Source organism: Clostridium sp. AF28-12, from assembly GCF_003435225.1.
GTDB classification, from domain to species: Bacteria; Bacillota; Clostridia; order Lachnospirales; family Lachnospiraceae; genus Pilosibacter; species Pilosibacter fragilis.
Genome location: NZ_QWGJ01000018.1, coordinates 14966 through 40857 on the forward strand (window position 1 = coordinate 14966; position 25892 = coordinate 40857).

Consider the following 25892-nt stretch of genomic DNA (forward strand, 5'->3'; position numbering starts at 1 on the left):
AAATGGGTTCTGACATGGAGCTGTGCTTCAATGTCAGAACCTTTTTTTCAGCCCATTTGGAGGTTTCTGTCCGCTTTACTAAACCGACATGAGCATAAACGACAGCGTCCCGGTTCATAATGATTGGGACGCTGCTTATTATATCATTGTATTATGCGAACTCATTCCTCGAACAGATACAGAAGATATCCGTAACCCTCTGCATTCATCTTTGCGTAAGGCACAAAGCGCAGGGCCGCACTGTTGATGCAGTAGCGCACGCCATTGGGGGACTCCGGATCGCCTGTGAAAGCGCGCTCTGTGCCGCTCTCCTGAGTAACACGGTACTGCTCCGCCGTCAGCTTGTCCCGGATGGATTCCGCCGCGGGCTTCTGATAGTCGCCCGGATCGATGCGCAGCCGGGAAAACAGCTCCATCTCCGCGCGCGGGATGTGGCAGTAGCCGTTCGGGTTCTTTTCGAGGTAGTTCTGGTGGTACTCCTCGGCGGGGTAATAGTTCTTGAGTGGACCTATCTCCACGAAGAACTTTTCACTGCGTCCCCGCTCGATCTCCGCGATGCGCTCCACCGTTTCCTTCGCGCTTTCGTTGGTGTAATAGACACCGGTCTGATACTGGCTGCCCCGGTCGTTGCCCTGCCGGTTCTCCACCGTGGGGTCGATCACATAGAAGTAGGCCAGCAGCAGGGCGTCGAGACTCACCTGTCCGGGGTCATACTCCACCCGCACGGTCTCCCGGAAACCGGTGTTCCCTTTGCAGACGGTCTTGTAATTGGCATCCGCCTCGCAGGTGCCGTTGGCATAGCCGCTCTCGGCATCAATGACGCCGGGGATGGACTGCATCAGCTGTTCCATGCCCCAGAAGCAGCCGCCCGCCAGATATATGACATTTTCCGTGGTATCCATATACATGCTTCCTTCACCAGACATATCAGAGGGCTGTCCGGTCATTTCCTTCTCGTCCGTTTTCTGCGGCATATTTTTCTGCCCGGCGGCGCAGCCGCTCAGCAGCAGTACCGCGGTGAGCAGAAGCGGCAATACTCTCCGATACATGGTGTATCCTCCTTCCTGAGAAGATAAATTCGTTTGTCAGCCCATATCGGCGGCAAGAGCCTGGTCGATGAGCTTTTGCAGCGTCTCCGCCTGCTTCTTTTCCGTGATGGCGCCTACGATGGGTTCACCCACGATATTGCCGCTGCGGTCGACCACATAGGTGGTAGGATAGGCAAAGATGTTGGAGGTAAACTTTCCCGCCTCACCGTCGGAGTCAAAATACACATTCTGATAGGTGGCGCCCTTCTTGGCAAGCACATCCTTCGCCTCGGAAATTGCTGTTTCGTCGCCGTCCAGCGTGAAGGTGTTGACGCCGATGAGGGAGCCGCCCTTCTCCGCCAGTTCCTTGTTCAGCGCATCCAGCTCGGAAAGCTCGCCTACGCAGGGATTGCAGGTGGTGAACCAGAAATTCACCACGGTGACGGCGTTGGCGGAGAACAGCTCGTCGCTCTTCACCGTGTTGCCATCCAGGTCCTTGCCATCAAAGACAGGGAATTTCTGCATGCTGCCGTCATCAGGCGGCGTGGTCATGTCGCTGCCCGCGGGCATACTCATAGCGCCATCCATGGATTTCTGCATGATCTCGGGATACTTATCTTCCAACTCGGTCAGCCTGTTTTCAATATTGCTGATCTCCGTGGCCGACTCCTTCAGCCACTCATACTCCTTGTCGGTGAACTGCTCTTTAGCAGCCTCGACGGTATCCAGCAGGAAGTCGCCGTAGTTTTTCCCGTCCTCGATCATGGCCATGCCCTTGTCAGCCTCCACAAAGACCTTTTCCCACAGCTCGGTATTTTCCGACAGGATCGCGTTCTCCTGCTCCAGCAGCTCCTTGTGCAGGGCGAGCGCCTCATCGGCGTTTTTCGGCTCGCCAGTCATGGCGGAGCCGTTGCCGCTCATGCCGCCCATCTTGTCATTGTTCTTCATGCCGCAGGCCGCCAGGGCCAGCACCATCAGCACGGCAAAAGCCAGTGCAAAAATTCTCTTCCTGTTCATTTTGATTCCTCCATTGTTGTTTTCTTTGTTGTTTCTTTCCCGTTGCCGAAGCCGTAGCGGAAGCACACGGCGTTCGTTGGACAGGCGCGGATGCACATTCCGCAGCGGATGCACTCGGTATGGTTGGGCGTTTTCGTCACATCCACATCCATCTTGCAGGCTCTGGCGCATTTCCCGCAGGAAACGCACTTATTCTTATCCACCTTCATCTGGAAGAGGGACACCCGGTTGAACAGCGCGTAGAACGCGCCCAGCGGGCAGAGCCACTTGCAGAACGGTCGGTAGAACAGTACGCTCAGCGCAATCACCGACAGCAGGATGCTGAATTTCCATGTAAACAGCTTGCCCAGCGCCGCCCGGATGCCGGAATTGGCAAGGGACAGCGGGATGGCTCCCTCCAGCACGCCTTGGGGGCAGAGGTATTTGCAGAAGAACGGGTCTCCCATGCCAACATCGTTCACAAGGAACGCCGGTAGCAGGAAAACCATCACCAGCAGGACAGCGTATTTCAGGTATGTCAGTGGCTTCAGCCTCTTTGTGGAAAGCTTCTTAGTGGGGATTTTGTGCAGCAGCTCCTGAAACCAGCCGAAGGGGCATAGAAAGCCGCAGATAAAGCGTCCCAGCAGGATTCCCAGCAGAATGAGAAAGCCTGTGATATAGTAAGAGAAGCTGAACTTGGAAGACCCCACCACCGCCTGAAACGCCCCAATGGGGCAGGCCCCGGACGCCGCCGGACAGGAGTAGCAGTTCAGCCCCGGCACGCAGACGGTCTTCCCCGCCCCCTGATACAGTCCGCCCTTGAGAAAGTTCGGCAGGTGCAGGTTGGTCAGCAGCGTCGCCCCCGCCTGAATCCAGCCCCGGAAGCGGGACATGGTCTGTGAAACGCCTGAAAACTTTTTACCCAATTCCCACACACTCCAGACATAATTTGATTGCTTTGCTCAGCACGGTCGCCGCCTCGCCCCGCCAGACACCGAAGCACAGCATGGCGGCTCCGGCCATCAGCAGCACGATCTGCGCCGCTGCCTTTTTCCTACAGCTCATTTTTCATCACCCTTTCCGATTTTCTGCCCCTATCATAGCGTGAGAGAGTTAAAGTCTCTGTTAAGAACGAAAACTTAACGCAAACCTTATCTGTTTTTGCTATAATGAAAGCAACACAAAAATGAAGAAATAAAAAGGAGGGCTCTTATGCACCTTTTAGTAATTGAAGATGAACGCGCCCTGTGCGAGACCATCGTTCGCAGCCTGCGGCGGCTGGCCTACAGCGTGGACTACTGCTATGACGGAGAAAAGGCGCTAGCGCTTCTGGGCGTGGAACGATACGATCTGGTGCTTCTTGATCTGAATCTGCCGAAAAAGGACGGCATGACGGTGCTGCGCACCCTGCGGCAGACCGACCGGGAGACGCGGGTGCTGATCCTCTCCGCCCGCAGCGAAGTGGAGGACAAGGTGCAGGGGCTGGATGCCGGGGCGAACGACTATCTCGCAAAGCCCTTCCACTTGGCGGAGCTGGAGGCCCGCATCCGCAGCCTGACATTGCGGCAGTTCACCCAGCAGGATGTGCTGCTAAGCTGCGGAGGCCTGACCTTTGACACCCGCTCCCGTACCGCCACCGTCAACGGGCAGACGCTGACGCTGACCCGCAAGGAAACGGGGATACTCGAATACCTGATGGTGCATCAGGGGCGGCCCGTGAGTCAGGAGGAGCTGATGGATCACGTTTGGGACAACAGCGTGGACAGCTTCAGCAATTCCATTCGCGTCCACATCTCCGCCCTGCGCAAAAAGCTCCGCGCCGTGCTGGGCTATGACCCCATCCGCAACCGCATCGGCGAGGGCTATCTGATGGGGGGCGAGGAAGCATGAAGCGTCTTTCTTTGCAGTGGCGCATCACGCTGATGACCGTCCTGCTCATCGGCATCACCTGCGTGGTCATGAATTTGCTGCTGTGCACCTCCGGTGTGTACTATATGGACACCATTGCGGACAGCTTACAAGGCGGCGGCACGGTGATCCTGAATGATGGCGGAGCGGCGAGCTTTGACCCGCAGCTCATAGCGCCCAACGAGGAGTTGACCATCGTCGTCGATGGGGTGCAGGGGCGCTTCCGCACCACCAACTGGTACATCACGGCGGCGGTAACGCTGCTCAGCGGCATCCTCGCCTATTTCGTCAGCGGACGCGCTCTCAAGCCCCTGCGCAGCTTTACCTCGCAGGTGGAGCAGGTGCAGCTGAACAATCTTGCTGATATGAGGATCGATGAAGACGCTATTTCGGAGTTCCGGCAGCTGAGCCGCTCGTTCAACCAGATGCTGGAGCGGCTGAACAACGCCTTTTCCGCCCAGCGGCAGTTCACCGGAAACGCCGCCCACGAGCTGCGCACGCCACTGGCACTAATGCAGGCGCAGTTGGAGCTGTTTTCCGCGGAGTATCCTGATGTGCGGCCGGAGACGGCGGAGTTCCTCACGCTTTTGCGTGAGCAGACGGAACGGCTGATACAGTTGACCAGGACACTGCTGGAGATGAGCAATCTGCGGCAGGTGGAGCGGAACGAGCGGATCCAGCTCGCTCCCATGATCGAGGAGATCTTCACAGATCTTGCGCCGCTCTCAGATAAGCTCGGCGTCACGCTGACGGCGGAGGGCGACGGCATTATGACCGGCAGCGATGCACTGATCTACCGGCTGATCTTCAACCTGACGGAGAATGCTGTCAAGTACAACCGGCCGGGCGGCTCGGTACGGGTTTCTGTCACTCAGGAGTTGGAAAAGCTCCTGCTCCGCGTCTCCGACACCGGCTGCGGCATCCCGGAGGTGTATCAGCGCAGTATCTTCCAGCCCTTCTTCCGGGTGGACAAGTCTCGCAGCCGGGAATACGGTGGCGCAGGACTGGGGCTCTCACTGGTATGGGAGATCGCCGACCTCCACGGCGGCTCCGTTTGGGTGGAGAAAAGTTCGGAGAAGGGCACTACCATTGCGGTGGGGTTGCCAACGCAACAATCAACGAAGCCCTAACCCCCTTTTATTCGTTTTCGCCGCTTCGCTTGCCGCCCTGCGGCGTTCCTCTCCGTATGGGGCGGTCAGCCTGTTTTTGAGGTCGGTGTTGTGATATAATGCGTTTTTTCCGGCTCTACACAGGAATCAGCGAGCTTCGTCCCTCGTGACCGCTTTTTCTCTGAGCGGATGAAAGAATCGCCACAGATTATTACGCTGAATTACATGAAGAGGCACTCCAGCTGCCGGAGGATGCTGGTGACGAGGACGAAGAAGTGGATGTCAACGAGGACTACGAAGCAGAATCGGACGATGAACTTGTCTGATTAAGGCAGTGTTGACCTGTGGGGCGGCTGAGAAGCCGTCCCTTTTACATAGCTAAATGGTTTGTGAATGAACTATTTTGAGCTATGAAGCTATGGAATCTGTAGGTGATATCTGGTAAAATAGGAGGTAAGAACAGCGAGGCAAATCGGAAGTTGAGGAGGTGTTCATATGAAGAGAGCATTGCTTTTTATTTTCATGACGGTTTGTGTATTAGGAATGTCCGCCTGCAGCAGCAAAGACGCCATGCCAGAAACATCAGATTCTGCCAGCAATCCGGTTCAGAATACAGATATCAGTAATCTGAATGGAGGAAAAATCTGGTCTGAACAAGATATTGTGTCGATGTTCTCTCTTGTGCAAGAAACAGATTGGGAATACATAGACTGTGTTTTAATTCCAGATCATGCTAGTGACCGTGTTGGTGCAGTACTCTTCCGGAACGATAAGGAGCAAACAAGCAATGTTGCGTTCTTTGATGCAGACGGATACTTTCAACAGTATGGCACATATGCAAGAATGTCTGACGAACCTGATTTTCAGTATCTCGGAGGTGGTGCGGTAACATTTAAGCTGGAAACAGAAGATGGTATAATCTATAACTACACGATCACAATCTCGATCGATGACAGTAATGTGAATTTTAAAGCGGAAGATGATTTGCCAAAATAAATTCAAGTTTGGAGAATTGAGAAAATCGGAATTTTGGAGGTTATTATGGCTTTTGATTTTAAAAAAGAGTATAAAGAATTCTATATGCCGAAGAACAAACCAGAGATTGTAAATGTACCTAAGGCAAATTATATTGCAGTTAGAGGAAAAGGCAATCCAAATGAAGAAGGCGGAGCATATCAACAAGCAATCAGTGTTCTATATGCTGTTGCATACACATTAAAAATGAGTTACAAGACTGATTATAAAATTGAAGGATTTTTTGAATATGTTGTTCCGCCATTGGAAGGTTTTTGGTGGCAGGATGATGTCGAGAGTGTAGATTATACAAATAAGTCTGCTTTCAGCTGGATTTCTGTTATCCGTTTGCCTGATTTCATTTCTAAAGCTGATTTTGACTGGGCGGTAGAAACAGCAACGAAAAAGAAGAAACTTGATTGTTCGTCAGCAGAGTATCTTACGATTGATGAGGGATTATGCGTTCAAATTATGCATATAGGTTCTTTTGATAATGAGCCAGCAACTGTTGCGCTTATGGATACTTATTTAGAACAAAATGGATATGTTAATGATATTAACAAAGATAGGTTGCACCACGAGATTTATATGTCTGATGCAAGAAAGGTTGCCCCAGAAAAATGGAAAACTGTAATTAGACATCCAATTAAGAAAGCGTAAAATTATACATTTGGAGGTGGTAAACAATGAGAAAATGTGTAAAATGCGGAAAAGTTATGGTATCAGATTTAAGGCTTAAAGTAAATGGTGGTGGCTATGGGATTGTTGTTCGTGTAGATGAAAAGCAAAAGGCAACAATTATAGATGATGTAAAAGTTGCAGTCTGCCCAGAGTGCGGTTATACAGAAATGTACTTAGAGGATTTAACTAATTTAAAAGATTAGGCGATAACTTCCAGTTTGACGGAGTAATGGATATGAAAATCCGAGAAGTGAACGAAAATAAAAAGCAATTTATATCATTATTGTTATTAGCTGATGAACAGGAGAGCATGGTTGATCACTATCTTGAAAAAGGTACTATGTATGTACTTGAAGATGGTAATGTAAAAGCTGAATGTGTTGTCACCGATGAAGGTAACGAAATACTTGAAATCAAGAATATCGCAGTCGATCCGGAAAATCAGGGAAAGGGCTATGGGAAAGCATTGATTGACTTCCTTGCAAGTAAATATGCAGATGAATATTCTATTTTGCAGGTTGGAACAGGTGACAGCCCGTTAACCATACCGTTTTATGAAAAATGCGGATTTGTCCGCTCTCACAATATTCCGAATTTCTTTACGGACAATTATGACCACCCAATTTATGAGGGCGGTGTACAGTTGATAGATATGATATATTTGCAAAGATGTTTATAACTTCCAGTTTTATTGACCAAGAAATCAAGGAGGATTCATTATGAGTGAGAAAACAGAGATTACTTTCATGCAAACAAGATTAATCCGGCTTGCTTCAGAAGAGTGGCATTTACCTGTTGAACAGATTATACACTTGTTTAAAGAGGCTGATGTACTTGGATATATAGAAAAATGTTATGGGATTTTTCATTGTGAAGGCGATGAAGCTGTGCTTGAAGATATTACTGAATTTTTGCAAGGAAAGGGGATAGAGATTAGTGCTTGAGTTAAAAGCTGGATTTGTTCTCTATCATGGAAGCTATTGTGAAGTAAAAGAGCCAGATCTTGTCAAATGTGCAAAGAGAAAAGATTTTGGGTAGGGATTTTATTTAACCACATCCAAGGAGCAGGCAGAAAGTTTTCTAAGAACCTCAATAGCCAAAGCAATCGCAACAGGAACAATTGAAGAGGGACAGAAGTTCGGATATATTTCGACTTTTGAATTCAAACTTTCAGGAAATCTTGCAATGCATATTTTTGAAAATGCAGATGTAGACTGGTTACATTGTATTGCAGCTCATCGAAAGAAAAAATGTTCATCGAACAGATTATGATGTTGACTTTTATGTAACAGGCTCCAATTCCAGAATGATGTCTTCGGAAATAGCGACTTACCTGACCGGACGATATGTTTCCTTTCGGATCTATACGCTTTCTTTTCAGGAATATCTGGAATTCAAGAAGCAGTATACACAGGTAAAGGATATCCATGCTGAACTGGCAGACTATATCCGCTTGGGTGGCTTCCCTGCAACACACCTGCGAGAGTATTCACAGGATGAGGTTTATACGATTGTCCGGGATATCTATAATTCCACGATTTTCTCGGATATCGTAAAGAGAAACCAGATTCGCAAGATCGACCAGCTGGAACGGGTGGTTCGGTACACATTTGCGAATGTGGGAAATTCATTCTCTGCAAAATCAATTTCGAATTATCTGAAATCAGTAAATCATGCTATCGACAATGAAACAGTGTATAGCTATCTGGAAAAGCTGGAGAAAGCATATCTCCTTCATCGTTGTTCTCGCTATGACCTGCGCGGAAAGGAGATTCTGAAAACGCAGGATAAGTTTTATCTTGCCGATACTGCTTTGCGTTACAGCGTGATGGGCTATACACCGGACAGCGTCGCTTCCAGTCTCGAAAATGTGGTGTATCTGGAACTTTGCAGACGAGGCTATACCGTGACGATTGGGAAGACACCGGACGGTGAGGTCGATTTTGTGGCGCAGAAGTAAAATGACCGGTTGTATGTGCAGGTCACGCAGGAGATCAAATCCGAGAAGACAGAAAAACGTGAATATGAACGGCTACTGGAAATCCGGGATAACTATCCGAAGTATGTTTCGAGAACCGATGAATTTGCCGGAGGCAATTACCAAGGCATTAAGAGTATGCACATTGCAGATTTTCTATTGAGTACAGAATATTAACGATGAGGGCGGCGGTGAGCCGCCCTTTTTAAATAGCCAGGTTTCTGATTGAAATTGGAGACCTGGCTATTTTTTTGTCCTTTTGCAGGTGCACATGCAGAGGGACATTTACTATTCATCAGCCCATAAGGGCGCAGCGTACAAGGAGGTACACATTTATGGCATTTTTCAACAGCGCAGTAACCGTTCTTCAGACTCTCATCATCGCACTGGGGCTCGGCATATGGGGAGCTATCAACCTGCTGGAAGGCTATGGCAACGACAACCGTGCGACACGTTCGTAAGTGAAAAGCTTACGCACAAAGTCGAAGGGCTTTCAAGCCTGAAACTTTGGAGAACTGATATTCCGATGAGTGAAATGAGGGAGTAACGCCCCGAAGCGCTCACACTGATACTCCGACTGGCATCAGCGTGCAACCGCCAAAGTGTCAGAAGCTCGGTAAAGTCGGCAGAGAGTAGTCGTAAATATGGCTAACTTCCATATACGAAAGCTATCCAGCGGTGGATGGTGCTACCTATATGCCGGGTGTCGGTTACCCATGGTCAGAATGTACGAAAGTACTGACAAACTTCCGAATGTACGAGTCTAAACGTTGATACTGTCGAAAGGCAGTAGCCCTTGTATGGGCGTGTCCGTGGATTAGTAAGAATGGTTGTTATGAACATCCATATATCGTTACAGGCGATATGATTATGCATGATTGGACACAGGCTTAGAGGAAGGACCTAAAGGTAATCAATGATAGGAATATCGGAACGTGGAAAGCTGGGAACGTATGAAAAAAGCCGTTGCAGGTCGTTGGACGGGAAAGCCGGGCAAAACCGGTACAACCGTACTTAATCCCAGTGAGAGTAGGGGCACAGTACCTGTGAAGTGATGCTAAACATCGTGGAGGGATAGCCCCAAGTCGAATTCAACGGAAAAAAATGAATATACGATAAACGCAGCTTCGAGTATGACAAAGAAAATCCAAACCGAAGGGAGAGGATGCCTGTGTTGACTTCGAAACAGCAAGAACAGAAATCTAAACAGAGAAAAATTCGCAATTCTGAGTATTATGACATGATAAGTACTTTTGACGAATTGTATGCAGACAGTAAGAAAGACAAGATATTTAATCATCTCATGGAAATCATCGAGAGCGAAGAGAATATCAAGCTGGCATACAGAACGATAAAGACGAATACAGGAAGTGATACCGCAGGTGTGGACAAAAGGACAATTAATGACCTTGCCAAATTAAACGAGGAAGAATATGTCCGTCTCATAAGAAAGCAATTCAGCTGCTATCACCCACGCCCAGTAAAGCGTGTGGAGATACCAAAGCCCAATGGAAAGACCAGACCTCTGGGAATTCCAACTATCGTTGACCGAGTGGTACAGCAATGTATCTTACAAGTCATGGAGCCGATATGCGAGGCAAAATTCAGCGATAATTCTTATGGATTCCGTCCGAATAGATCCGCTGAACATGCCATCGCTCAGTGTATGCGATTGATACAGGTACAGCATATGTATCACGTAGTAGACCTTGATATTAAAGGATTTTTCGATAACATCAATCATACTAAACTGATAAGGCAGATATGGGCATTGGGAATAAGAGATAAGAAGCTGTTATGCATCATTAAGGAAATGCTGAAAGCATCTGTTATTCTGCCAAATGGAGATAAAACTTTCCCCATCAAGGGAACTCCACAAGGCGGTATCCTGTCGCCATTGCTTGCAAACATTGTTTTGAACGAGTTGGATTGGTGGATTACTTCCCAATGGGAAGAAATGCCAACGAAAACAGATTTTACAACAAGAAGCAATAAGCAGGGAACAGTTATCAAAAGCCATGCTTACAGGGCTTTGCGCAGAAGCAGACTGAAAGAAGTGCATGCGGTGCGATATGCCGATGATTTCAAAATCTTCTGCCCTACACACGCAGAAGCCGTCAGAGCGTATAAAGCCACAGAAATGTGGTTAAAAGACCGCCTGGGTCTTGATATAAGCCCAGACAAATCTAAGGTTGTCAATCTAAAAAGACAGTATTCTGATTTTCTCGGATTCAAACTGAAAGTGCGGAAAAAGGGGAAGAAATATGTCGTCAGGTCACATATGTGTGACAAGGCATACAAAAAGGCTCATGAAAAGCTGACCAAGGAAGTAAAAACTTTGGCTCATTCGCCAGATGACACAGCTCAGTTTATACAGTTACAGAAATATAATTCTGTAGTCGCAGGACTGCATGAATACTACTGTATAGCAACAGAAACAACAGCGGACTTTGGAAAGCTTGCCTTCAGTATCAATAAACAGCTTAGAAATCGGCTGAAAGGCGATGTGTCCCGTAAGGGTTCTCTGAAAAATGGTTTTATCAAAGACAAGTATGGTAAAAGCAGGCAATTGAGATTTCTGCACGAACGTCCCATTGTTCCAGTGGGAGCCGTTCCGCAGAAAAATGCCCAAAATAAAAGGAAAAACATCAATAAGTACACTGTCAAGGGACGAGAGCTGATTCATAAGAATCTAACTATTAATACCGACGCAATGTTATGGCTGATGCGTAATCCTGTCAAGGGCAGGTCAATCGAATATGCAGACAACAGAATATCACTATTTGCGGCTCAATATGGAAAATGTGCAGTTACAGGACTTCCTATGGAAGTACACGACATTCACTGTCATCATAAAATGCCATTAAGCAAAGGTGGTACAGATGCATACGAAAATCTGATTTTAGTCTCAAAAGCCATCCATGTGATTATCCATGCATCGTCTGAAATCACTATCAGAGAATATCTGAACCCACTGCAATTAGATGATTCTAAACTTGCAAAGCTTAACAAACTTCGAACTATGGCAGAAATGCCTGTAATCATTCTTTGATAAATATGCTGTTACGAAGTGTGTAAATCGTATATGAAAAAACCTGGCTGTTGAATTCGATGGAACGCCATGTGCGGTGAAAGCTGCATGCACGGTGTGGAGCGGGGGAAAATCCGGAGATTATATCAAAGGATTACCTATCGCTATCTATTAATACAATTTTATAAGTCATAGCTGTGCTGTGGAGCCGCTGACAGGCGAAGTCTTCCGAATGCCGCATGAGACAGAATTATGGGATACCCATGTTCTGTTTTATCGGCACAGGATTTTTTCTTTACCGTCATGCGGCTCTTTTTTTGACCTTCCGTCGATCCGGTTCTGTACCGGCTGTGCGGAAGGAGAAACGTATGTATTTTGACGCAAAAGAGTTTGGTAAGAGACTTCACGATGTTCGCACTTCCCGTGGCATTACGCAGGAGGAACTGGCGGTTCGTCTGGGACTGGCAAGCAAGCAGCATGTCAGCCGCATGGAGAACGGAGAGCGCAACTGCTCCATTGACTTGCTGATCGAACTGTCCTGCATCCTCCATGTCAGCACGGATTATCTTCTGATGGGCAGTGAGCCAAGTAAAGAGGAAGTCAAAAATGATCTTCTGAGCATTATTTCGGAGCTGTCTACGATTGCGAAGAAAATCTAATCGTGCTCTGCGTTTGGAAATGACAAAATAGAGATACTACTTGCCCGCTTCGATGTAATCTCTAACGAGGCGACTGAGATCTTCTTGTGTCAAGTAAGGAAAAAAATTGAGAATTTACAAGCCGTTCATAGGCGGACAACCACCCGTGAACGGCTTGCATGTAAACTAAACTCAGAATGAATCCAAGCAAATTCATCATACCCTGCGGAGTTCTGTCAAATGTAGATAATCTGACAATACGAACATGGCTCACACGTAGTCTTCGACACCGAATATCAGCCGGCACACATATGAGGACGGAAAATGTAGCAGCTTTTGAAAAATTGCTTTTTTCTGCTCAAAGTGCTATAATCGGAATATACCGAATACAAAGGGAGGAAAGCTCCCATGCCAAGACCGCCACGGTGCCGTCGAATTTGTGGCGTACCACAGGTCGATACATTCTGTCCTAACGGGTGCGAGAATACCGAGCCGATCCTGCTGACGCTGGACGAATACGAGGTCATTCGGCTGGTTGACTTGGAGCAGCAAACCCACGAGCAGTGTGCCGCTCAAATGGACATTTCCCGCTCTACCGTGCAGGAGATTTACGAAAGCGCACGGAGCAAGATCGCAGCGTATCTTGTCCACGGGAAACCGCTGCACATCACCGGGGGAAACTACCGCATCTGCGGAGGACAGGAGGCAGCTCACTGCGGCTGTTGCTGCCGGATGCAGAGAGCCAACATGGAAAAATCAGGCAAAACTTGCAAAGGAGATTCCATTATGAAAATTGCAGTTACCTATGAAAACGGTCAAATCTTTCAGCATTTCGGTCACACCGAGCAGTTCAAGCTTTATGAATCTGTGGACGGCAAAATCGTCCATGCGGAAGTCGTTGATACCAACGGCAGCGGTCACGGCGCACTGGCAGGATTCCTGATGCAGAACGGCGTGGACACTTTGATTTTCGGAGGCATCGGCGGCGGTGCGCAGGCGGCTCTGGCCGAAGCGGGCATCAAGCTCTACGGCGGTGTCAGCGGGGACGTTGACGCGGCGGTGAGCGCATTGCTCAGCGGAAATCTGGGCTACGACCCCAATGTTCACTGTGATCACCATGACCACGAGCACGGCGAGGATGGGCACACCTGCGGTGACCACGGCTGCGGCAAGCATAGCTGCCATTGATATGGAACGCACACTGACACAACTTCCGTTCTGGTCATCCTTGACCGAACACGAAATGGAAACGCTACGCCGAAGCGCCTTTGTCCGTCATTATGAAAAGGGCGCGTTCGTTCACAGCAGCGACAATGAATGTCTCGGAATGCTGTTTGTCCTTTCCGGCGAGATCCGCACCTATCTTCTCTCCGAGGAGGGGCGGGAGGTAACGCTGTTCCGCCTGTATCCGGGCGAACTATGCGTGCTTTCTGCCTCTTGTGTGATCAGTCAGATCACCTTTGATACGCAAATGACCGCGGGAATGGATACGGAGGTTCTGATTATCCCTGCAAATGTCATCGCTGTGCTCAAGGAGCAAAATCTTCATGTCCGTTGCTTCCTCTATGAACTGGCAACGAAACGATTTTCTGATGTGATGTGGGCGATGCAGCAGATCATGTTCAAGGGTTTGGATCGGCGGCTGGCAGATTTTCTCCTGGCCGAAGCGGAGCGTACCGGCTCCGATACCATACGCATGACCCATGAGCAGATTGCCCAGCACATCAGCTCGGCGCGGGAGGCGGTGGCGCGGATGCTCAAGAGCTTCTCGGAGGACGGGCTTGTGGAGCTAAGACGAGGCGCAATCACGCTGCGGGATATAGACGGATTGAATCACTTAAAATGAAAATATTGTTTATAACACGAATCCGTGTTATAATATGAGCAGAAGAAGCTGGAAGGAGCATCGACCATGAAAGAAACGAAATACGCAGGTACTCAAACCGAAAAAAATCTGATGGCCGCCTTTGCCGGTGAGTCCGAGGCACGCAACAAGTACACCTATTTTGCATCCAAGGCCAAGAAGGAAGGCTACGAGCAGATCGCGGCGTTGTTCCTCAAAACCGCTGACAACGAGAAGGAACATGCTAAGCTGTGGTTCAAAGAACTGAACGGCATCGGCGACACTGCCGAAAATCTTCTCGCCGCCGCTGAGGGTGAGAACTACGAGTGGACGGATATGTACGACGGCTTTGCCAAGACTGCTGACGAGGAGGGCTTCCACGAACTTGCCCAGCGCTTCCGTCTGGTCGCCGCCATTGAAAAGCACCATGAGGAGCGCTACCGTGCCCTGCTGTGCAATGTAGAGACGGCGCAGGTCTTCGCCAAAAGCGAGGTCAAGGTGTGGGAGTGCCGCAACTGCGGTCACATCGTTGTGGGCGAGAAGGCCCCGGAGGTCTGCCCTGCCTGCAATCATCCCCAAAGCTATTTTGAGATCCACGCGGAAAATTATTAAAGAAAGAAAAGGAGAATCATCATGGAGCAGAAGTTTTATATTTGCAAGCATTGCGGTAACATCATTGCCAAGGTCAAGGACACGGGCGTTCCCGTCATCTGTTGCGGTGAGCCGATGAGCGAGATCGTTCCCGGCACCACCGACGCCGCCGTGGAGAAGCACGTCCCTGTCTGGACAGTGGAAAACGGCATCGTCCATGTCAAGGTCGGCTCCGTGGAGCATCCCATGCTGCCGGAGCACTACATTGAGTGGGTGTCCCTCCACACCAAGCAGGGCAACCAGCGCAAGGAACTGCATCCTGGCGAGAAACCCGAGGTCTGCTTTGCTCTCTGCGAGGGCGACGAGGTCGAAGCGGTCTACGCCTACTGCAACCTCCACAGCCTTTGGAAAGCGTGACCGCTCCGCACATGGAACTTGATGTATTAGGCTTGCTTGGTGCCTGCTCCTATGCTCTGGATTGCGTGGAGGCGGAACTGGTTCATGTGACAACGTTCCACGCCAAGCGTGTGGCGTATATGAGTGTGTGTACGGCCGAACAGTTTGGCGTTTCTGGCGAAGCACTGCAGGATCTTGCCGTCTGTGCCCTATTGCACGACAATGCTCTGACGCAGTATCTGCACGAAGAATTTCGTGGTGACAGCTCTGCCGCGGAATGTTTGCCGGAGCTGCCGCATCTCGGCGCTCACTGCGTTATGGGCGAGGAGAACATATCCGCGCTTCCGTTTCATACAAATGTAGAAAATATCATCCTTTACCACCACGAAAACGCGGATGGCAGCGGCTCCTTCGGAAAAACATGGCAGGAGATCCCGCTGGGCGCCCGTATTATCCGTCTGTGCGATCTGCTGGATGCTTTCTGCCGCGCCGATGTCTTTACGCCGGATGTGTGGGAGCGTGCGAACGCGTTCCTTACTCGGGTACGCGGCAGGATCGTGGATGAGGAATGCGCGGACGCGTTTCTTCGCGCTTTTTCAGAACAGCATTTTTGCTCTCTTGGCGGCAGGGGGCTGGAGGAGCGCCTGTGGAGCAAAGTGCCGCGTACCAAGCAGCAGCTTGATTTTGCGCAGGTAAAAGCTCTGGCAAAATTCTTCGCGAAAATTGTAGACTACAAATCGCCCTTTACCAGTACACATTCTCTGGGTGTGGCCGACGATGCGGAATGTCTGGCCCGGTTTATGGGATTTGACGAGGACACCGCCCAGAAAATGTATCTTGCCGGCGCACTCCATGACATCGGAAAGGTAGCGATAGGCAATGAAATACTGGAAAAGCCGGGACGCCTGACCGACAGCGAATATGCGGAAATGAAGCATCACGCTGCCTATACATATTACGTTCTATCGGAAGTCCAGGACTTTGCGGAGCTGCGCGATTGGGCCGCGTTTCATCACGAGCATCTGGATGGAACGGGGTATCCCTTCGGAAAAAACGAGTCCGAGTTAAATACGCAGGAGCGTATCATGGCTTGCGTGGATATTTATCAGGCCCTGACCGAAAATCGTCCTTACAAAGCTGGAATGTCTCACGAAAAAGCCTGCTCTATTCTTCTGGATATGGCTGAAAAGGGCTGGTTGGATCGGGCGATCGTCGAACAGGTGAACGCCTGCTTTGCCTGAATAACGAGATAGGCGAAAGCTGTGAAGCGGTACGTGAACTGCCGCTTCACAGCTTTTTCTGTTGCCGCGAAAATTTTTGTAATGTGACCTTGTTACAGAAAGGCAGGGCGGAGTTTGCTATGATAGGGCCATCACAAAGAACAAAGGAAAGAGGGAACCGATATGAAAATCAAGCTCAATTCCGATCAGGAGGTCGTGGACACCATCCGTGAGGGTCTCAAGCGCACCAGCGGGTACTGCCCCTGCCGCGTGGAGCGCACGGAGAAAAACGCCGGCACCCTCAAGGTGGGCAGGATCAATGTGGACGAGCAAATGGAACTGGCGATGCGTTTTCAGGTATCCAGTATCCCGATGCTTGTCGTATTCAAGGATGGAAAGGCCGTTGCCAAATCCGTGGGCTACCGGTCCAAGGCGGAGATCACCGCCATGGTGGAGGGCGCAAGATGAAAGTTGTGATCGTAGGCGGTGTGGCTGGCGGCGCGTCTGCCGTTGCCCGCATCCGCCGTTTGGATGAACACGCGCAGATCGTGATGATCGAGCGTAGCGGCTATATATCCTATGCCAACTGCGGCCTGCCGTATTATGTGGGCGGTGTGATCAAGGAGCAGGAAGAATTGACGCTGCAAACTCCGGAGAGCTTCTGGGATCGCTTTCGCATTGATGTGAGAGTACGGCAGGAAGTAACTGCGATCAATCCCGCAGAGAAAACCGTCACCGTCCACGCATTGGACAGCGGGAAGGTCTACACGGAAACCTATGACAAACTGCTTCTTGCCCCCGGCGCAAAGCCGACGGTTCCTGCGCTTTCCGGCGTGGACAGCGAGCGGGTCTTTACCCTGAGCACCGTGGAAGACACCCTCCGCATTCGACGCTTTGTAGAGGATCAGAAGCCGAAAACCGCTGTTTTGGCTGGCGGCGGTTTTATCGGCCTGGAAATGGCGGAAAACCTTGTGGAGATGGGTGTTTCCGTCACTATCGTCCAGCGTCCCAAGCAGCTTTTAGCGCCGCTGGATGCGGATATGGCGAGCTTTGTCCATGCGGAAATGTGCAGACACGGCGTGGCTCTGCGGTTGGGTGAAACCGTCACCGGATTCCGGCAGGACGGAGATTCCGTGCTGACGCTGCTGGAGGATAGTGAGCCGCTGCGCTCCGACATGGTGCTGTTGGCCATCGGCGTCACGCCGGACACCCATCTGGCAAAGGAGGCCGGGCTGGAGTTGGGCATCCGGGGCAGCATCGTTGTGAACGAGCGGATGGAGACCTCCGTGCCGGATATCTACGCTGTGGGCGATGCCGTAGAGGTCACCCATTTCGTGACCGGCCAAAAAGCATTGATCTCGCTGGCGGGGCCTGCCAACAAGCAGGGACGCATTGCCGCTGACAATATCTGCGGCGGAAACAGCCGCTTTCACGGCTCTCAGGGCTCGTCTGTTCTGAAACTGTTTGGCTTGACAGCGGCCTCCACGGGGATCAATGAGAAGGCAGCGCAGGCAGCAGGGATCGCTTACGACAAAGTCGTATTATTCCCGGTATCCCACGTTACCTATTATCCCGGCGCACAGTCTATGGCAATGAAGGTGATGTATGAAAAAGAAAGCCTGCGGCTGCTGGGTGCGCAGATCGTTGGCGGCGAGGGCGTGGACAAGCGCATTGATGTACTGGCAACGGCCATTCGCGCAAAAATGACAGCCTTGGAACTGACGGAGCTTGACCTTTCCTATGCGCCGCCCTATTCCTCTGCCAAAGACCCGGTCAATATGGCCGGTTTTATGATCGAGGATTTGGAGAGCGGGAAGGTACGGCAGTTCCATTGGAATGAGGTTGAGGACTTGCCTTGCGATGGCAATGCGACACTGCTGGATGTCCGTACAGAAGGCGAATATCGGCGTGGGCACTTGAATGGATTCCGCAATATTCCACTGGACGATCTGCGGGAGCATTTGGACGAGTTAGACCGGGGTAAGCCTGTTTATGTGAATTGCCAGACAGGGCTTCGCAGTTATCTGGCCTGCCGACTTTTGACGCAGTACGGTTTCACCTGTTCCCATCTCTCCGGCGGATACAGTTTTTATCAGGTCGTAACACAAGAGCGGCAGACAGCGCGGAGCGCCTATCCCTGCGGAATGGAGAAGCTATGAGTGAGAATTTATTTGGCTTGACGGTTGCGGCAGATAAAGGCTTAGATGATTTGCAGTGCCAGCGCCTTTTAAGCGAAAATCGCAGGTATCAGGAAGTCATGCTGCAATACCGATGTGCGCTGAAAGCACTGGAAAGCAGGTTGGAAATTCTAAACGAAGAGTTTTCATTGCAGCATGATCGCAATCCGATAGAAAGTATAAAAAGCCGCTTGAAGTCGCCGTCCAGCATTATGAATAAGATGCAGAAACGCGGACTTCCTCTGGATTTTCCGACCATGCAGACAAATATCATGGATATTGCCGGTGTGCGGGTGATCTGCTCTTTCGAGGAGGATGTGTTCTTTTTGGCAAAGTGCTAAAAAAAACAGTCTGACATTGAAATCATCACAGAGAAAGATTATATTTCACACCCTAAGCCAAATGGCTATCGCAGTCTGCACCTGACGATCCGGCTGCCGGTATTCTTTGCGGAAAAAGTGATCCATGTGCCGGTGGAGATACAACTCCGTACAATCGCTATGGACTTCTGGGCAAGCCTTGAGCATACCATTCGCTATAAGAAAAACCTGCCGATAAATGCTGAAGTCGAAACTGAACTGAAAGAGTGCGCCGATTCCAGCAGAGAATGGGACGGTAAGATGGAACATTTATTGCATATCATAACATAATGTGTCGAATATAAAATGAAAAGCACGCACTTTGGTGCTTGCCTTGGACTTGCCAGGGACCGCCTTATCCGCCTTGGGTGGGCGACCCCTGCGAGCCCCAACCAATTTCTCCGCTTTCTGGTTTTCAGGCATAGTCTTTTCTGCTTTCGGCGGACTGCCACGGCACAGCTTTTTCGGCTCCTATATTGTAAGGAACATGGCTTTTCGCTGAATGGAAAGCGAAGCTGACCCGGGCTGGAGCGGTCTGTGTTAAAACGATATATTTTTTTGGAAATTATCTTGACAAAATTTATCAAGATTGATATGATGGCATTAACAAGCAAGCGAAAAGAGGATGTGGAGCATGATCATCACCAAAGAGACGGACTACGCACTGCGCATTTTGCGGGTGCTGCTGGACGGGGAGAAGCATTCGGTGGCCGAGATGTCGGAAACGGAGCTGATCCCCAATCAGTTTGCCTATCAAATCCTGCGCAAGCTCTCTGCCGGTAATTTGGTGCGGGTAAGGCGCGGCGCCCTTGGGGGCTGCGAACTGTCCGGCGATCTGGATGCGACCTCCCTCTACGATCTCATGGAGGTCATGGGGGAGCGGGGCGTCCTATGCACCTGCATGGAGCCGGGATATGTATGCCGCTGGCAGGACGAGCACGGGAGGTGCGCCATCCACTGTCAAATGGCGGTCTTGCAGCAAAAGCAGGACGAGGCGTTCCGCGCCGTGAGCCTGCGCAGGCTGCTGACCGGAAGATCCGCTCCCTAAGAAATAAGCGAGCTGTAAAATTTTAAGAGGAGGTAACCTGTATGCTATTTCAAACCACGGCGGCGCACGAAGAGCTGCGCGCGAAGATCCGGAGCTTTGCGGAGGAGGAGATCAAGCCCCTCGCATTTCTGATGGACCAGAACAATGAGTTTCCCGAGGAGGCTGTCAAGAAGCTGGGTAAGCTGGGCTGGATGGGCATTCCTTACCCCAAGGAGTACGGCGGCGCCGGTCTTGACGCCCTGAGTTACGCCATCGCGGTGGAGGAGCTGGCCCGTGTGGACGGCGGCGCGGGCGTGATCCTTTCCGCCCATGTCTCCCTCGGCTCGTGGCCCATTTTCGCCTACGGCACCGAGGAGCAGAAGAAGAAATATCTGATCCCGCTGGCCAAGGGCGAGAAAATCGGCGCCTTCGGCCTGACGGAGCCCAACGCCGGCTCCGATGCCGGCGGCACGGAGACCACCGCGCTGGACAAGGGGGATTACTACCTCCTTAACGGCGGCAAGATCTTCATCACCAACGCTCCCAAGGCGGACACCTATGTGGTTTTCGCCGTCACCACTCCGGACATCGGCACCCGGGGCATCTCCGCCTTCATCGTGGAGAAGGGCTGGAAGGGCTTTGAGTTCGGCGATCACTATGACAAGATGGGTATTCGCTCCTCCTCCACAGCGGAGCTGATCTTCAACGATGTAAAGGTCCCCAAGGAAAATCTGCTGGGCAAGGAGGGGGACGGCTTTAAGATCGCCATGTCCACGCTGGACGGCGGACGCATTGGCATCGCCGCCCAGGCGCTGGGCATCGCTCAGGGCGCGTTTGAACAGGCCTTGAGCTATTCCAAGGAGCGCATCCAGTTCGGTAAGCCTATCGCGGCCCAGCAGAGCATCGCCTTCAAGCTGGCGGATATGGCCACCAAGCTGCGCTGCGCCCGGTTCCTTATCTACTCCGCGGCGGAGCTGAAGGAGCAGCACGCGCCCTACGGCATGGAGTCTGCCATGGCGAAGATGTACGCCTCGGACATCGCGCTGGAGGTCACCAACGACGCCTTGCAGATCCACGGCGGCAGCGGCTTCCTCAAGGGCATGGAGGTAGAGCGGGCCTACCGTGACGCCAAGATTACCACCATCTACGAGGGCACCAACGAGATCCAGCGGGTGGTCATCGCCTCCCATCTGGTGGGCAGGCTGGGCAAGAGCTCCGGCGGCGAGAGACGCTCGGCAGCCAAGAAGCCCGCGCCCATCACCGGTATCCGCAAAATGACCATCTTCCGGGAGGGGGATGCCGCCCAGCAGGTGGCCGACCTTGTGGCGGCGCTGAAAAAGGACGGCCACGACTTCTCCGTGGGCATCCCCATGGATACGCCGATTCCGCAGGCGGAGCGCGTGGTCTCCGCGGGCAAGGGCATCGGAGAGAAAAAGAACATGAAGCTGGTAGAGACGCTGGCCAAGGCCGCCGGCGCGGCCATCGGTTCCTCCCGCCCCGTGGCGGAGACCCTCAAGTATCTGCCCCTGAACCGCTATGTGGGTATGTCCGGTCAGAAGTTCACCGGTAACCTCTACATTGCCTGCGGCATCTCCGGCGCGACCCAGCACCTCAAGGGTATCAAGGACGCCTCCACCATCGTGGCCATCAATAAAAACGGCAACGCCCCCATTTTTAAGAACTGCGACTACGGCATCGTGGGCGATGTGGCGGAGATCCTGCCTCTGCTGGCCGCCGCGCTGGACAGCGGAGAGAAGCAGCCCGCGCCGCCCATGGTGAAGATGAAGCGGCCCACGCCGCCGAAGCCCACCCCCATCGGCGACCGCTATGTCTGCGGCGGCTGCGGTTACGAGTATGTGCCGGAGCTGGGCGACGAGGACAGCGAAATCGCGCCCGGTACGCTCTTTGAGCAGCTTCCCGCCGAGTGGGTGTGCCCCGAGTGCGCGGAGGCGAAGGATCAATTTATAAAGGCTTGAGCCGTGAAGGAGGTAAGATAAGATGTATTGCGTGCGTAAAGTAACAAATGATCTCTATTGGGTAGGCGCCAACGACCATCGCCTGGCCTTGTTTGAAAACTGCTTTCCCATTCCCCGGGGCGTAAGCTACAACGCTTACTGCCTGTTGGACGAAAAGACGGTGCTTTTTGACACGGTGGACTGGTCTGCCTGCCGCCAGCTTTTGGAAAATTTAGAATATGTGCTGAACGGCCGCGAGCTGGACTACCTGCTGGTCAACCATCTGGAGCCGGATCACGCCGCCTGCATCGAGGAGATCCTGCTGCGCCATCCCAAGGTGAAGCTGATCTCCAACGAGAAGGCCTTCATGCTCATGCGTCAGTTCGGCTTCCATGTGGACGGGCATGAGTGCATCGAGGTGAAGGAGGGCGATACCTTCTCCTTCGGTAAGCACACCGTCACCTTTGTGGGTGCGCCTATGGTCCACTGGCCGGAGGCCATGGTGACCCTCGACGTTACCGACGGCGTCCTCTTTTCCGCCGACGCTTTCGGCACCTTCGGCGCGCTGGACGGCAAGCTGTTTGCCGATGAGGTGGACTTCGAGCGGGACTGGCTGGACGACGCCCGCCGCTACCTCACTAACATCGTGGGCAAGTACGGTCCCCACATCCAGCTCCTGCTGAAAAAGGCCGGCGGCGTTTTGGATCAGATCAAGTATATCTGCCCGCTCCACGGCCCCGTGTGGCGCAAGGATCTGGGCTGGTTCATCGAAAAGTACGACACCTGGAGCCGCTATGCCCCTGAAACCCAGGGCGTGCTCATCGTCTACGCCTCCATGTACGGCAACACGGAGAACGCGGCGCAGGCTCTGGCGGCGTCGCTCTGCGACAAGGGCATGAGCAAGGTGGCGATGTACGATGTGTCCTCCACCCATGTCTCCCAGCTGATCTCCGAGGCCTTCAAGTACAGTCACATCGTTCTGGCCTCCGTGACCTACAACCTCGGCATCTACCCCGCCATGCACGACTTCCTCATGGACATGAAGGCGCTGAATCTGCAAAACCGCACCTTTGCCATCATTGAAAACGGCTCGTGGGCGGTGAAGTCCGGCGACCTCATGCAGAAATTCGTCAACGACGAGCTTAAAAACATGACGGTGCTCAACGAGCGGCTCAGCCTCGCATCGTCCATGGGCGCGGACAAGCGCACCGAGCTGGAAGCGCTGGCGGACGCCATTCTGGAATCTATGAAGTAACTGGCAGGAAAGCCAAAACCAAGACAACAGACAACAAACAGCCCCGCCGTGTCGGCTGCAGAAAAACCGGCTTTCAAAAACAGAGCGGGCAAGCGTGATACTGCGCTTGCCCGCTCTTTGCCCAAAAGGACATGAGAAGTGACCGGAGAAGATGAGAGGATCGAAATGGAGATCAGAAAACGAAACGGGAAGTCTGTTCCTTTTCAACAGGAGAAAATTTTCAACGCTATGAAAAAAGCGTTTGATGGACAGGGAAGGGAGATTGGGGGCGGAGAGCTGGAGGAGATCCTCACTGCCGTTCTCGACAATCTCTCCGTCACAGTACCGCTCACCGTGGAACGTGTGCAGGACGAGGTGGAGCGGACGCTCATGGAGCGCGGACACTATGAGGTGGCCAAGGCGTACATCCTCTATCGCGAAAAGCGGTCTGCGCTGCGCCGCGTCCGGCATACCATCGCGCAGACGGTGGGGGATAACTCGCTTGACGAGGTGCTGCGCCGTATCCAGATGGATTTTACCGAGGAAATCTACTCCCTCGCGGCGCTTCAAATGAAGTTTGAGAGCTTCTGTCGCCCGGGCATGACGGAGGATGAGAGGGCTGAGGCACTGACCAAGGCAGCGGTAGAGCTGACTACGGCAGAGGCACCCAAGTGGGAGTTCATCGCGGCGCGGCTTCTGAACCACTCCTTTCGCTGTCGCAACGCACAAGAATGGGAGGGGCGCGGCGTCGGCGACCTCTATGGCAGGCTTCGCTATCTGACGGATAAGGGACTCTACGGTGACTATATTCTTGCCCACTATACCCACGAGGAGATCGCTATGGCGGAGGACTTTCTCTGCCCGGAACGGGACGAGCTGTTCACCTACTCCGGCCTTGACCTGCTGCTCAAACGCTATGTGATCCAGTCACGCAGCCGCGTGCCGCTGGAAACACCGCAGGAGATGTTTTTGGGTATCGCGCTGCATCTTGCTATGAACGAAGGCTCTGACCGCATGGGGTGGGTAAAACGCTTTTACGATATGCTCAGCCGTATGGAGGTCACGATGGCGACACCTACCATGTCCAACGCACGAAAGCCCTACCATCAGCTTTCAAGCTGCTTTGTGGACACTGTGCCGGACAGTCTGGACGGCATCTACCGCTCGCTGGACAACTTCGCAAAGGTCTCTAAATTTGGCGGTGGAATGGGGATGTACTTCGGTAAGGTGCGCGCTGCAGGCAGCACCATCCGCGGCTTTCAAGGGGCGGCGGGCGGTGTTATCCGCTGGATCCGGTTGGTCAACGACACCGCCGTGGCGGTGGATCAGTTGGGGATGCGGCAGGGCGCTGCGGCGGTTTACTTAGACGCATGGCACCGGGATCTGCCTGAATTCCTTCAACTGCGCACCAACAACGGCGACGACCGCATGAAGGCGCATGATGTGTTTCCCGCCGTGTGCTATCCGGATCTCTTCTGGCGACTGGCGGAGGAGAACATAGACGCGCCGTGGCATCTCATGTGTCCGCATGAGATCCTCACGGTCAAGGGCTACGCACTGGAGGATTACTGGGGTACAGAATGGGAGAAGCGGTATCTGGACTGCGTCAATGACCCGCGCATCGAAAAGCGCAGCGTCACCGTCAAGGACATCGTGCGGCTGGTGCTTCGCTCGGCAGTGGAGACCGGCACGCCCTTCGCCTTCAACCGCGACAGCGTAAATCGTATGAACCCAAACGGCCACACGGGAATGATCTATTGCTCCAATCTCTGCACGGAGATCGCGCAGAACATGGCGCCCATCGAGCATATCAGCACTGAGGTGCACACGGAGAACGGCGACACAGTGGTGGTGACGGCCACACGCCCCGGTGAGTTTGTGGTCTGCAACCTGGCGAGTCTGTCTCTCGGTAATCTGCCGGTGGAGGATGAGGCCTATATGGAACGCACGGTGGAAACGGCCATCCGCGCACTGGATAATGTGATCGACCTCAACTTCTACCCGTTGGAATACGCGCGGCTTACCAATCAGAAGTACCGCAGCATCGGCCTGGGCGTCAGCGGCTACCACCACATGCTGGCAAAGCGCGGCATCCGTTGGGAGAGCGATGAGCACCTTGCCTTCACCGACGCGGTGTTCGAGCATATCAACTACGCCGCCATCAAGGCGGACACAGCACTGGCACGGGAAAAGGGCCGCTACGCGCTCTTTGAGGGCAGCGACTGGCAGACAGGCGCGTATTTTGAAAAGCGAGGTTATACCTCAGAAAAGTGGCGGGCGCTTGCGGAAACGGTGGCGGTGCAGGGAATGCGCAACGCCTATCTGCTGGCTGTCGCACCCACTTCCAGCACATCCATCCTCTCCGGCACGTCGGCGGGCATCGATCCAATTATGAAGAAATTCTTTTTAGAGGAAAAAAAGGGCAGCATGCTGCCCCGCGTTGCTCCGGAGCTTTCTATGGATACATGGTGGTACTATAAGGCGGCGCATCTGATCGACCAAAGCTGGTCGGTGCGCGCCGCGGGCCTTCGCCAGAGACATATTGACCAGGCGCAGAGCATGAATCTCTATATCACCAATGACTATTCCATGCGTCAGGTGCTCAGACTGTATTTGGAGGCGTGGAGGGCCGGCGTCAAGACCATTTATTATGTCCGCAGCAAGGCCCTTGAGGTCGAGGCCTGTGAAAGCTGCTCGTCATAAGGAG

The 25892-nt window shown here is 52.3% G+C and carries 25 protein-coding genes and 2 pseudogenes; 23 read left to right on the forward strand and 4 right to left on the reverse strand.

Annotated features, from left to right (window positions below; all coding sequences use genetic code 11):
• Positions 1 to 161: 161 nt before the first annotated feature.
• Genes msrA through DWY93_RS17225 form a run of 4 tightly spaced genes read right to left on the reverse strand, consistent with a single transcriptional unit; the run spans position 162 to position 3089 of the window.
• Positions 162 to 1049, reverse strand: a complete 888-nt coding sequence (gene msrA, locus DWY93_RS13715) for a peptide-methionine (S)-S-oxide reductase MsrA (protein WP_117470976.1) — start codon at positions 1047 to 1049, stop codon at positions 162 to 164.
• A 36-nt stretch (positions 1050 to 1085) separates the two neighbouring features.
• On the reverse strand, positions 1086 to 2045 hold the full coding sequence (locus DWY93_RS13720) for a TlpA disulfide reductase family protein (RefSeq protein WP_117470975.1): 960 nt from the start codon (positions 2043 to 2045) through the stop codon (positions 1086 to 1088).
• Complete coding sequence (locus DWY93_RS13725; RefSeq protein WP_181968555.1) at positions 2042 to 2917, reverse strand: 4Fe-4S binding protein; 876 nt, start codon at positions 2915 to 2917, stop codon at positions 2042 to 2044. Before DWY93_RS13725 ends, DWY93_RS13720 begins: the two co-directional genes overlap by 4 nt.
• Positions 2918 to 2942: 25 nt before the next feature.
• A complete protein-coding gene (locus DWY93_RS17225) occupies positions 2943 to 3089 on the reverse strand; it encodes a CD1871A family CXXC motif-containing protein (RefSeq protein WP_015553408.1) in 147 nt (48 codons plus the stop codon).
• A gap of 147 nt (positions 3090 to 3236) precedes the next feature.
• On the opposite strand from DWY93_RS17225, the gene DWY93_RS13730 reads away from it, so the two are divergent.
• From DWY93_RS13730 to DWY93_RS13845, 23 genes and pseudogenes are all read left to right on the forward strand, one after another.
• A complete protein-coding gene (locus DWY93_RS13730) occupies positions 3237 to 3914 on the forward strand; it encodes a response regulator transcription factor (protein ID WP_117470973.1) in 678 nt (225 codons plus the stop codon).
• Positions 3911 to 5062, forward strand: a complete 1152-nt coding sequence (locus DWY93_RS13735; protein WP_117470972.1) for an ATP-binding protein — start codon at positions 3911 to 3913, stop codon at positions 5060 to 5062. Before DWY93_RS13730 ends, DWY93_RS13735 begins: the two co-directional genes overlap by 4 nt.
• A gap of 474 nt (positions 5063 to 5536) precedes the next feature.
• Entirely contained in the window at positions 5537 to 6037 is a 501-nt protein-coding gene (locus tag DWY93_RS13740) for a hypothetical protein (RefSeq protein ID WP_002594812.1), read from the forward strand.
• Positions 6038 to 6082: 45 nt separating this feature from the next.
• The gene (locus DWY93_RS13745) at positions 6083 to 6715 is read left to right on the forward strand and encodes a GyrI-like domain-containing protein (protein WP_055247379.1); all 633 of its coding nucleotides are present in this window, start codon (positions 6083 to 6085) and stop codon (positions 6713 to 6715) included.
• A 26-nt stretch (positions 6716 to 6741) separates the two neighbouring features.
• Positions 6742 to 6939 carry a zinc ribbon domain-containing protein gene (locus DWY93_RS13750; RefSeq protein ID WP_015514177.1) on the forward strand — a complete coding sequence of 66 codons (198 nt, stop codon included), beginning with the start codon at positions 6742 to 6744 and terminating at the stop codon, positions 6937 to 6939.
• A 32-nt stretch (positions 6940 to 6971) separates the two neighbouring features.
• Positions 6972 to 7415 carry a GNAT family N-acetyltransferase gene (locus DWY93_RS13755; protein ID WP_055191805.1) on the forward strand — a complete coding sequence of 148 codons (444 nt, stop codon included), beginning with the start codon at positions 6972 to 6974 and terminating at the stop codon, positions 7413 to 7415.
• 40 nt (positions 7416 to 7455) lie between these two features.
• On the forward strand, positions 7456 to 7680 hold the full coding sequence (locus DWY93_RS13760; protein ID WP_015553412.1) for a DUF3791 domain-containing protein: 225 nt from the start codon (positions 7456 to 7458) through the stop codon (positions 7678 to 7680).
• A 284-nt stretch (positions 7681 to 7964) separates the two neighbouring features.
• The gene (locus DWY93_RS13770) at positions 7965 to 8696 is read left to right on the forward strand and encodes an ATP-binding protein (RefSeq protein WP_242990640.1); all 732 of its coding nucleotides are present in this window, start codon (positions 7965 to 7967) and stop codon (positions 8694 to 8696) included.
• 353 nt (positions 8697 to 9049) lie between these two features.
• A pseudogene (locus DWY93_RS13775) lies at positions 9050 to 9157 on the forward strand (Maff2 family protein); the annotation flags it as partial.
• A 722-nt stretch (positions 9158 to 9879) separates the two neighbouring features.
• Complete coding sequence (gene ltrA, locus DWY93_RS13780) at positions 9880 to 11766, forward strand: group II intron reverse transcriptase/maturase (RefSeq protein ID WP_117470971.1); 1887 nt, start codon at positions 9880 to 9882, stop codon at positions 11764 to 11766.
• Positions 11767 to 12113: 347 nt separating this feature from the next.
• Positions 12114 to 12404 (forward strand): helix-turn-helix transcriptional regulator, encoded by a 291-nt coding sequence (locus DWY93_RS13785; protein WP_015553414.1) that lies wholly within the window; start codon positions 12114 to 12116, stop codon positions 12402 to 12404.
• A gap of 387 nt (positions 12405 to 12791) precedes the next feature.
• Entirely contained in the window at positions 12792 to 13571 is a 780-nt protein-coding gene (locus DWY93_RS13790) for a DUF134 domain-containing protein (RefSeq protein ID WP_117470970.1), read from the forward strand.
• Position 13572: 1 nt separating this feature from the next.
• On the forward strand, positions 13573 to 14229 hold the full coding sequence (locus DWY93_RS13795) for a Crp/Fnr family transcriptional regulator (protein WP_117470969.1): 657 nt from the start codon (positions 13573 to 13575) through the stop codon (positions 14227 to 14229).
• A 66-nt stretch (positions 14230 to 14295) separates the two neighbouring features.
• The gene (gene rbr / locus DWY93_RS13800; RefSeq protein ID WP_117470968.1) at positions 14296 to 14838 is read left to right on the forward strand and encodes a rubrerythrin; all 543 of its coding nucleotides are present in this window, start codon (positions 14296 to 14298) and stop codon (positions 14836 to 14838) included.
• Between the two features lie 21 nt (positions 14839 to 14859).
• Positions 14860 to 15234 carry a desulfoferrodoxin family protein gene (locus DWY93_RS13805; protein ID WP_117470967.1) on the forward strand — a complete coding sequence of 125 codons (375 nt, stop codon included), beginning with the start codon at positions 14860 to 14862 and terminating at the stop codon, positions 15232 to 15234.
• Positions 15235 to 15245: 11 nt separating this feature from the next.
• Positions 15246 to 16454, forward strand: a complete 1209-nt coding sequence (locus DWY93_RS13810; protein WP_015553419.1) for an HD domain-containing phosphohydrolase — start codon at positions 15246 to 15248, stop codon at positions 16452 to 16454.
• Positions 16455 to 16616: 162 nt separating this feature from the next.
• Positions 16617 to 16901, forward strand: a complete 285-nt coding sequence (locus DWY93_RS13815) for a thioredoxin family protein (protein ID WP_117470966.1) — start codon at positions 16617 to 16619, stop codon at positions 16899 to 16901.
• A complete protein-coding gene (locus DWY93_RS13820) occupies positions 16898 to 18592 on the forward strand; it encodes an FAD-dependent oxidoreductase (protein ID WP_117470965.1) in 1695 nt (564 codons plus the stop codon). The genes DWY93_RS13815 and DWY93_RS13820 overlap by 4 nt, the downstream gene beginning before the upstream one ends.
• 98 nt (positions 18593 to 18690) lie before the next feature.
• Positions 18691 to 19260, forward strand: a pseudogene (locus tag DWY93_RS17585) (GTP pyrophosphokinase family protein).
• A gap of 343 nt (positions 19261 to 19603) precedes the next feature.
• Positions 19604 to 20017, forward strand: a complete 414-nt coding sequence (locus DWY93_RS13830) for an Rrf2 family transcriptional regulator (protein WP_117470964.1) — start codon at positions 19604 to 19606, stop codon at positions 20015 to 20017.
• Between the two features lie 41 nt (positions 20018 to 20058).
• Positions 20059 to 21972, forward strand: coding sequence for an acyl-CoA dehydrogenase family protein (locus DWY93_RS13835; RefSeq protein ID WP_117470963.1), 1914 nt, complete (start codon positions 20059 to 20061; stop codon positions 21970 to 21972).
• 22 nt (positions 21973 to 21994) lie between these two features.
• Positions 21995 to 23206: an FprA family A-type flavoprotein gene (locus DWY93_RS13840; protein ID WP_117470962.1), complete on the forward strand. Its 1212-nt coding sequence runs from the start codon at positions 21995 to 21997 to the stop codon at positions 23204 to 23206.
• A 165-nt stretch (positions 23207 to 23371) separates the two neighbouring features.
• Positions 23372 to 25888, forward strand: coding sequence for a ribonucleoside-diphosphate reductase subunit alpha (locus tag DWY93_RS13845; protein ID WP_181968088.1), 2517 nt, complete (start codon positions 23372 to 23374; stop codon positions 25886 to 25888).
• Positions 25889 to 25892: the final 4 nt, after the last annotated feature.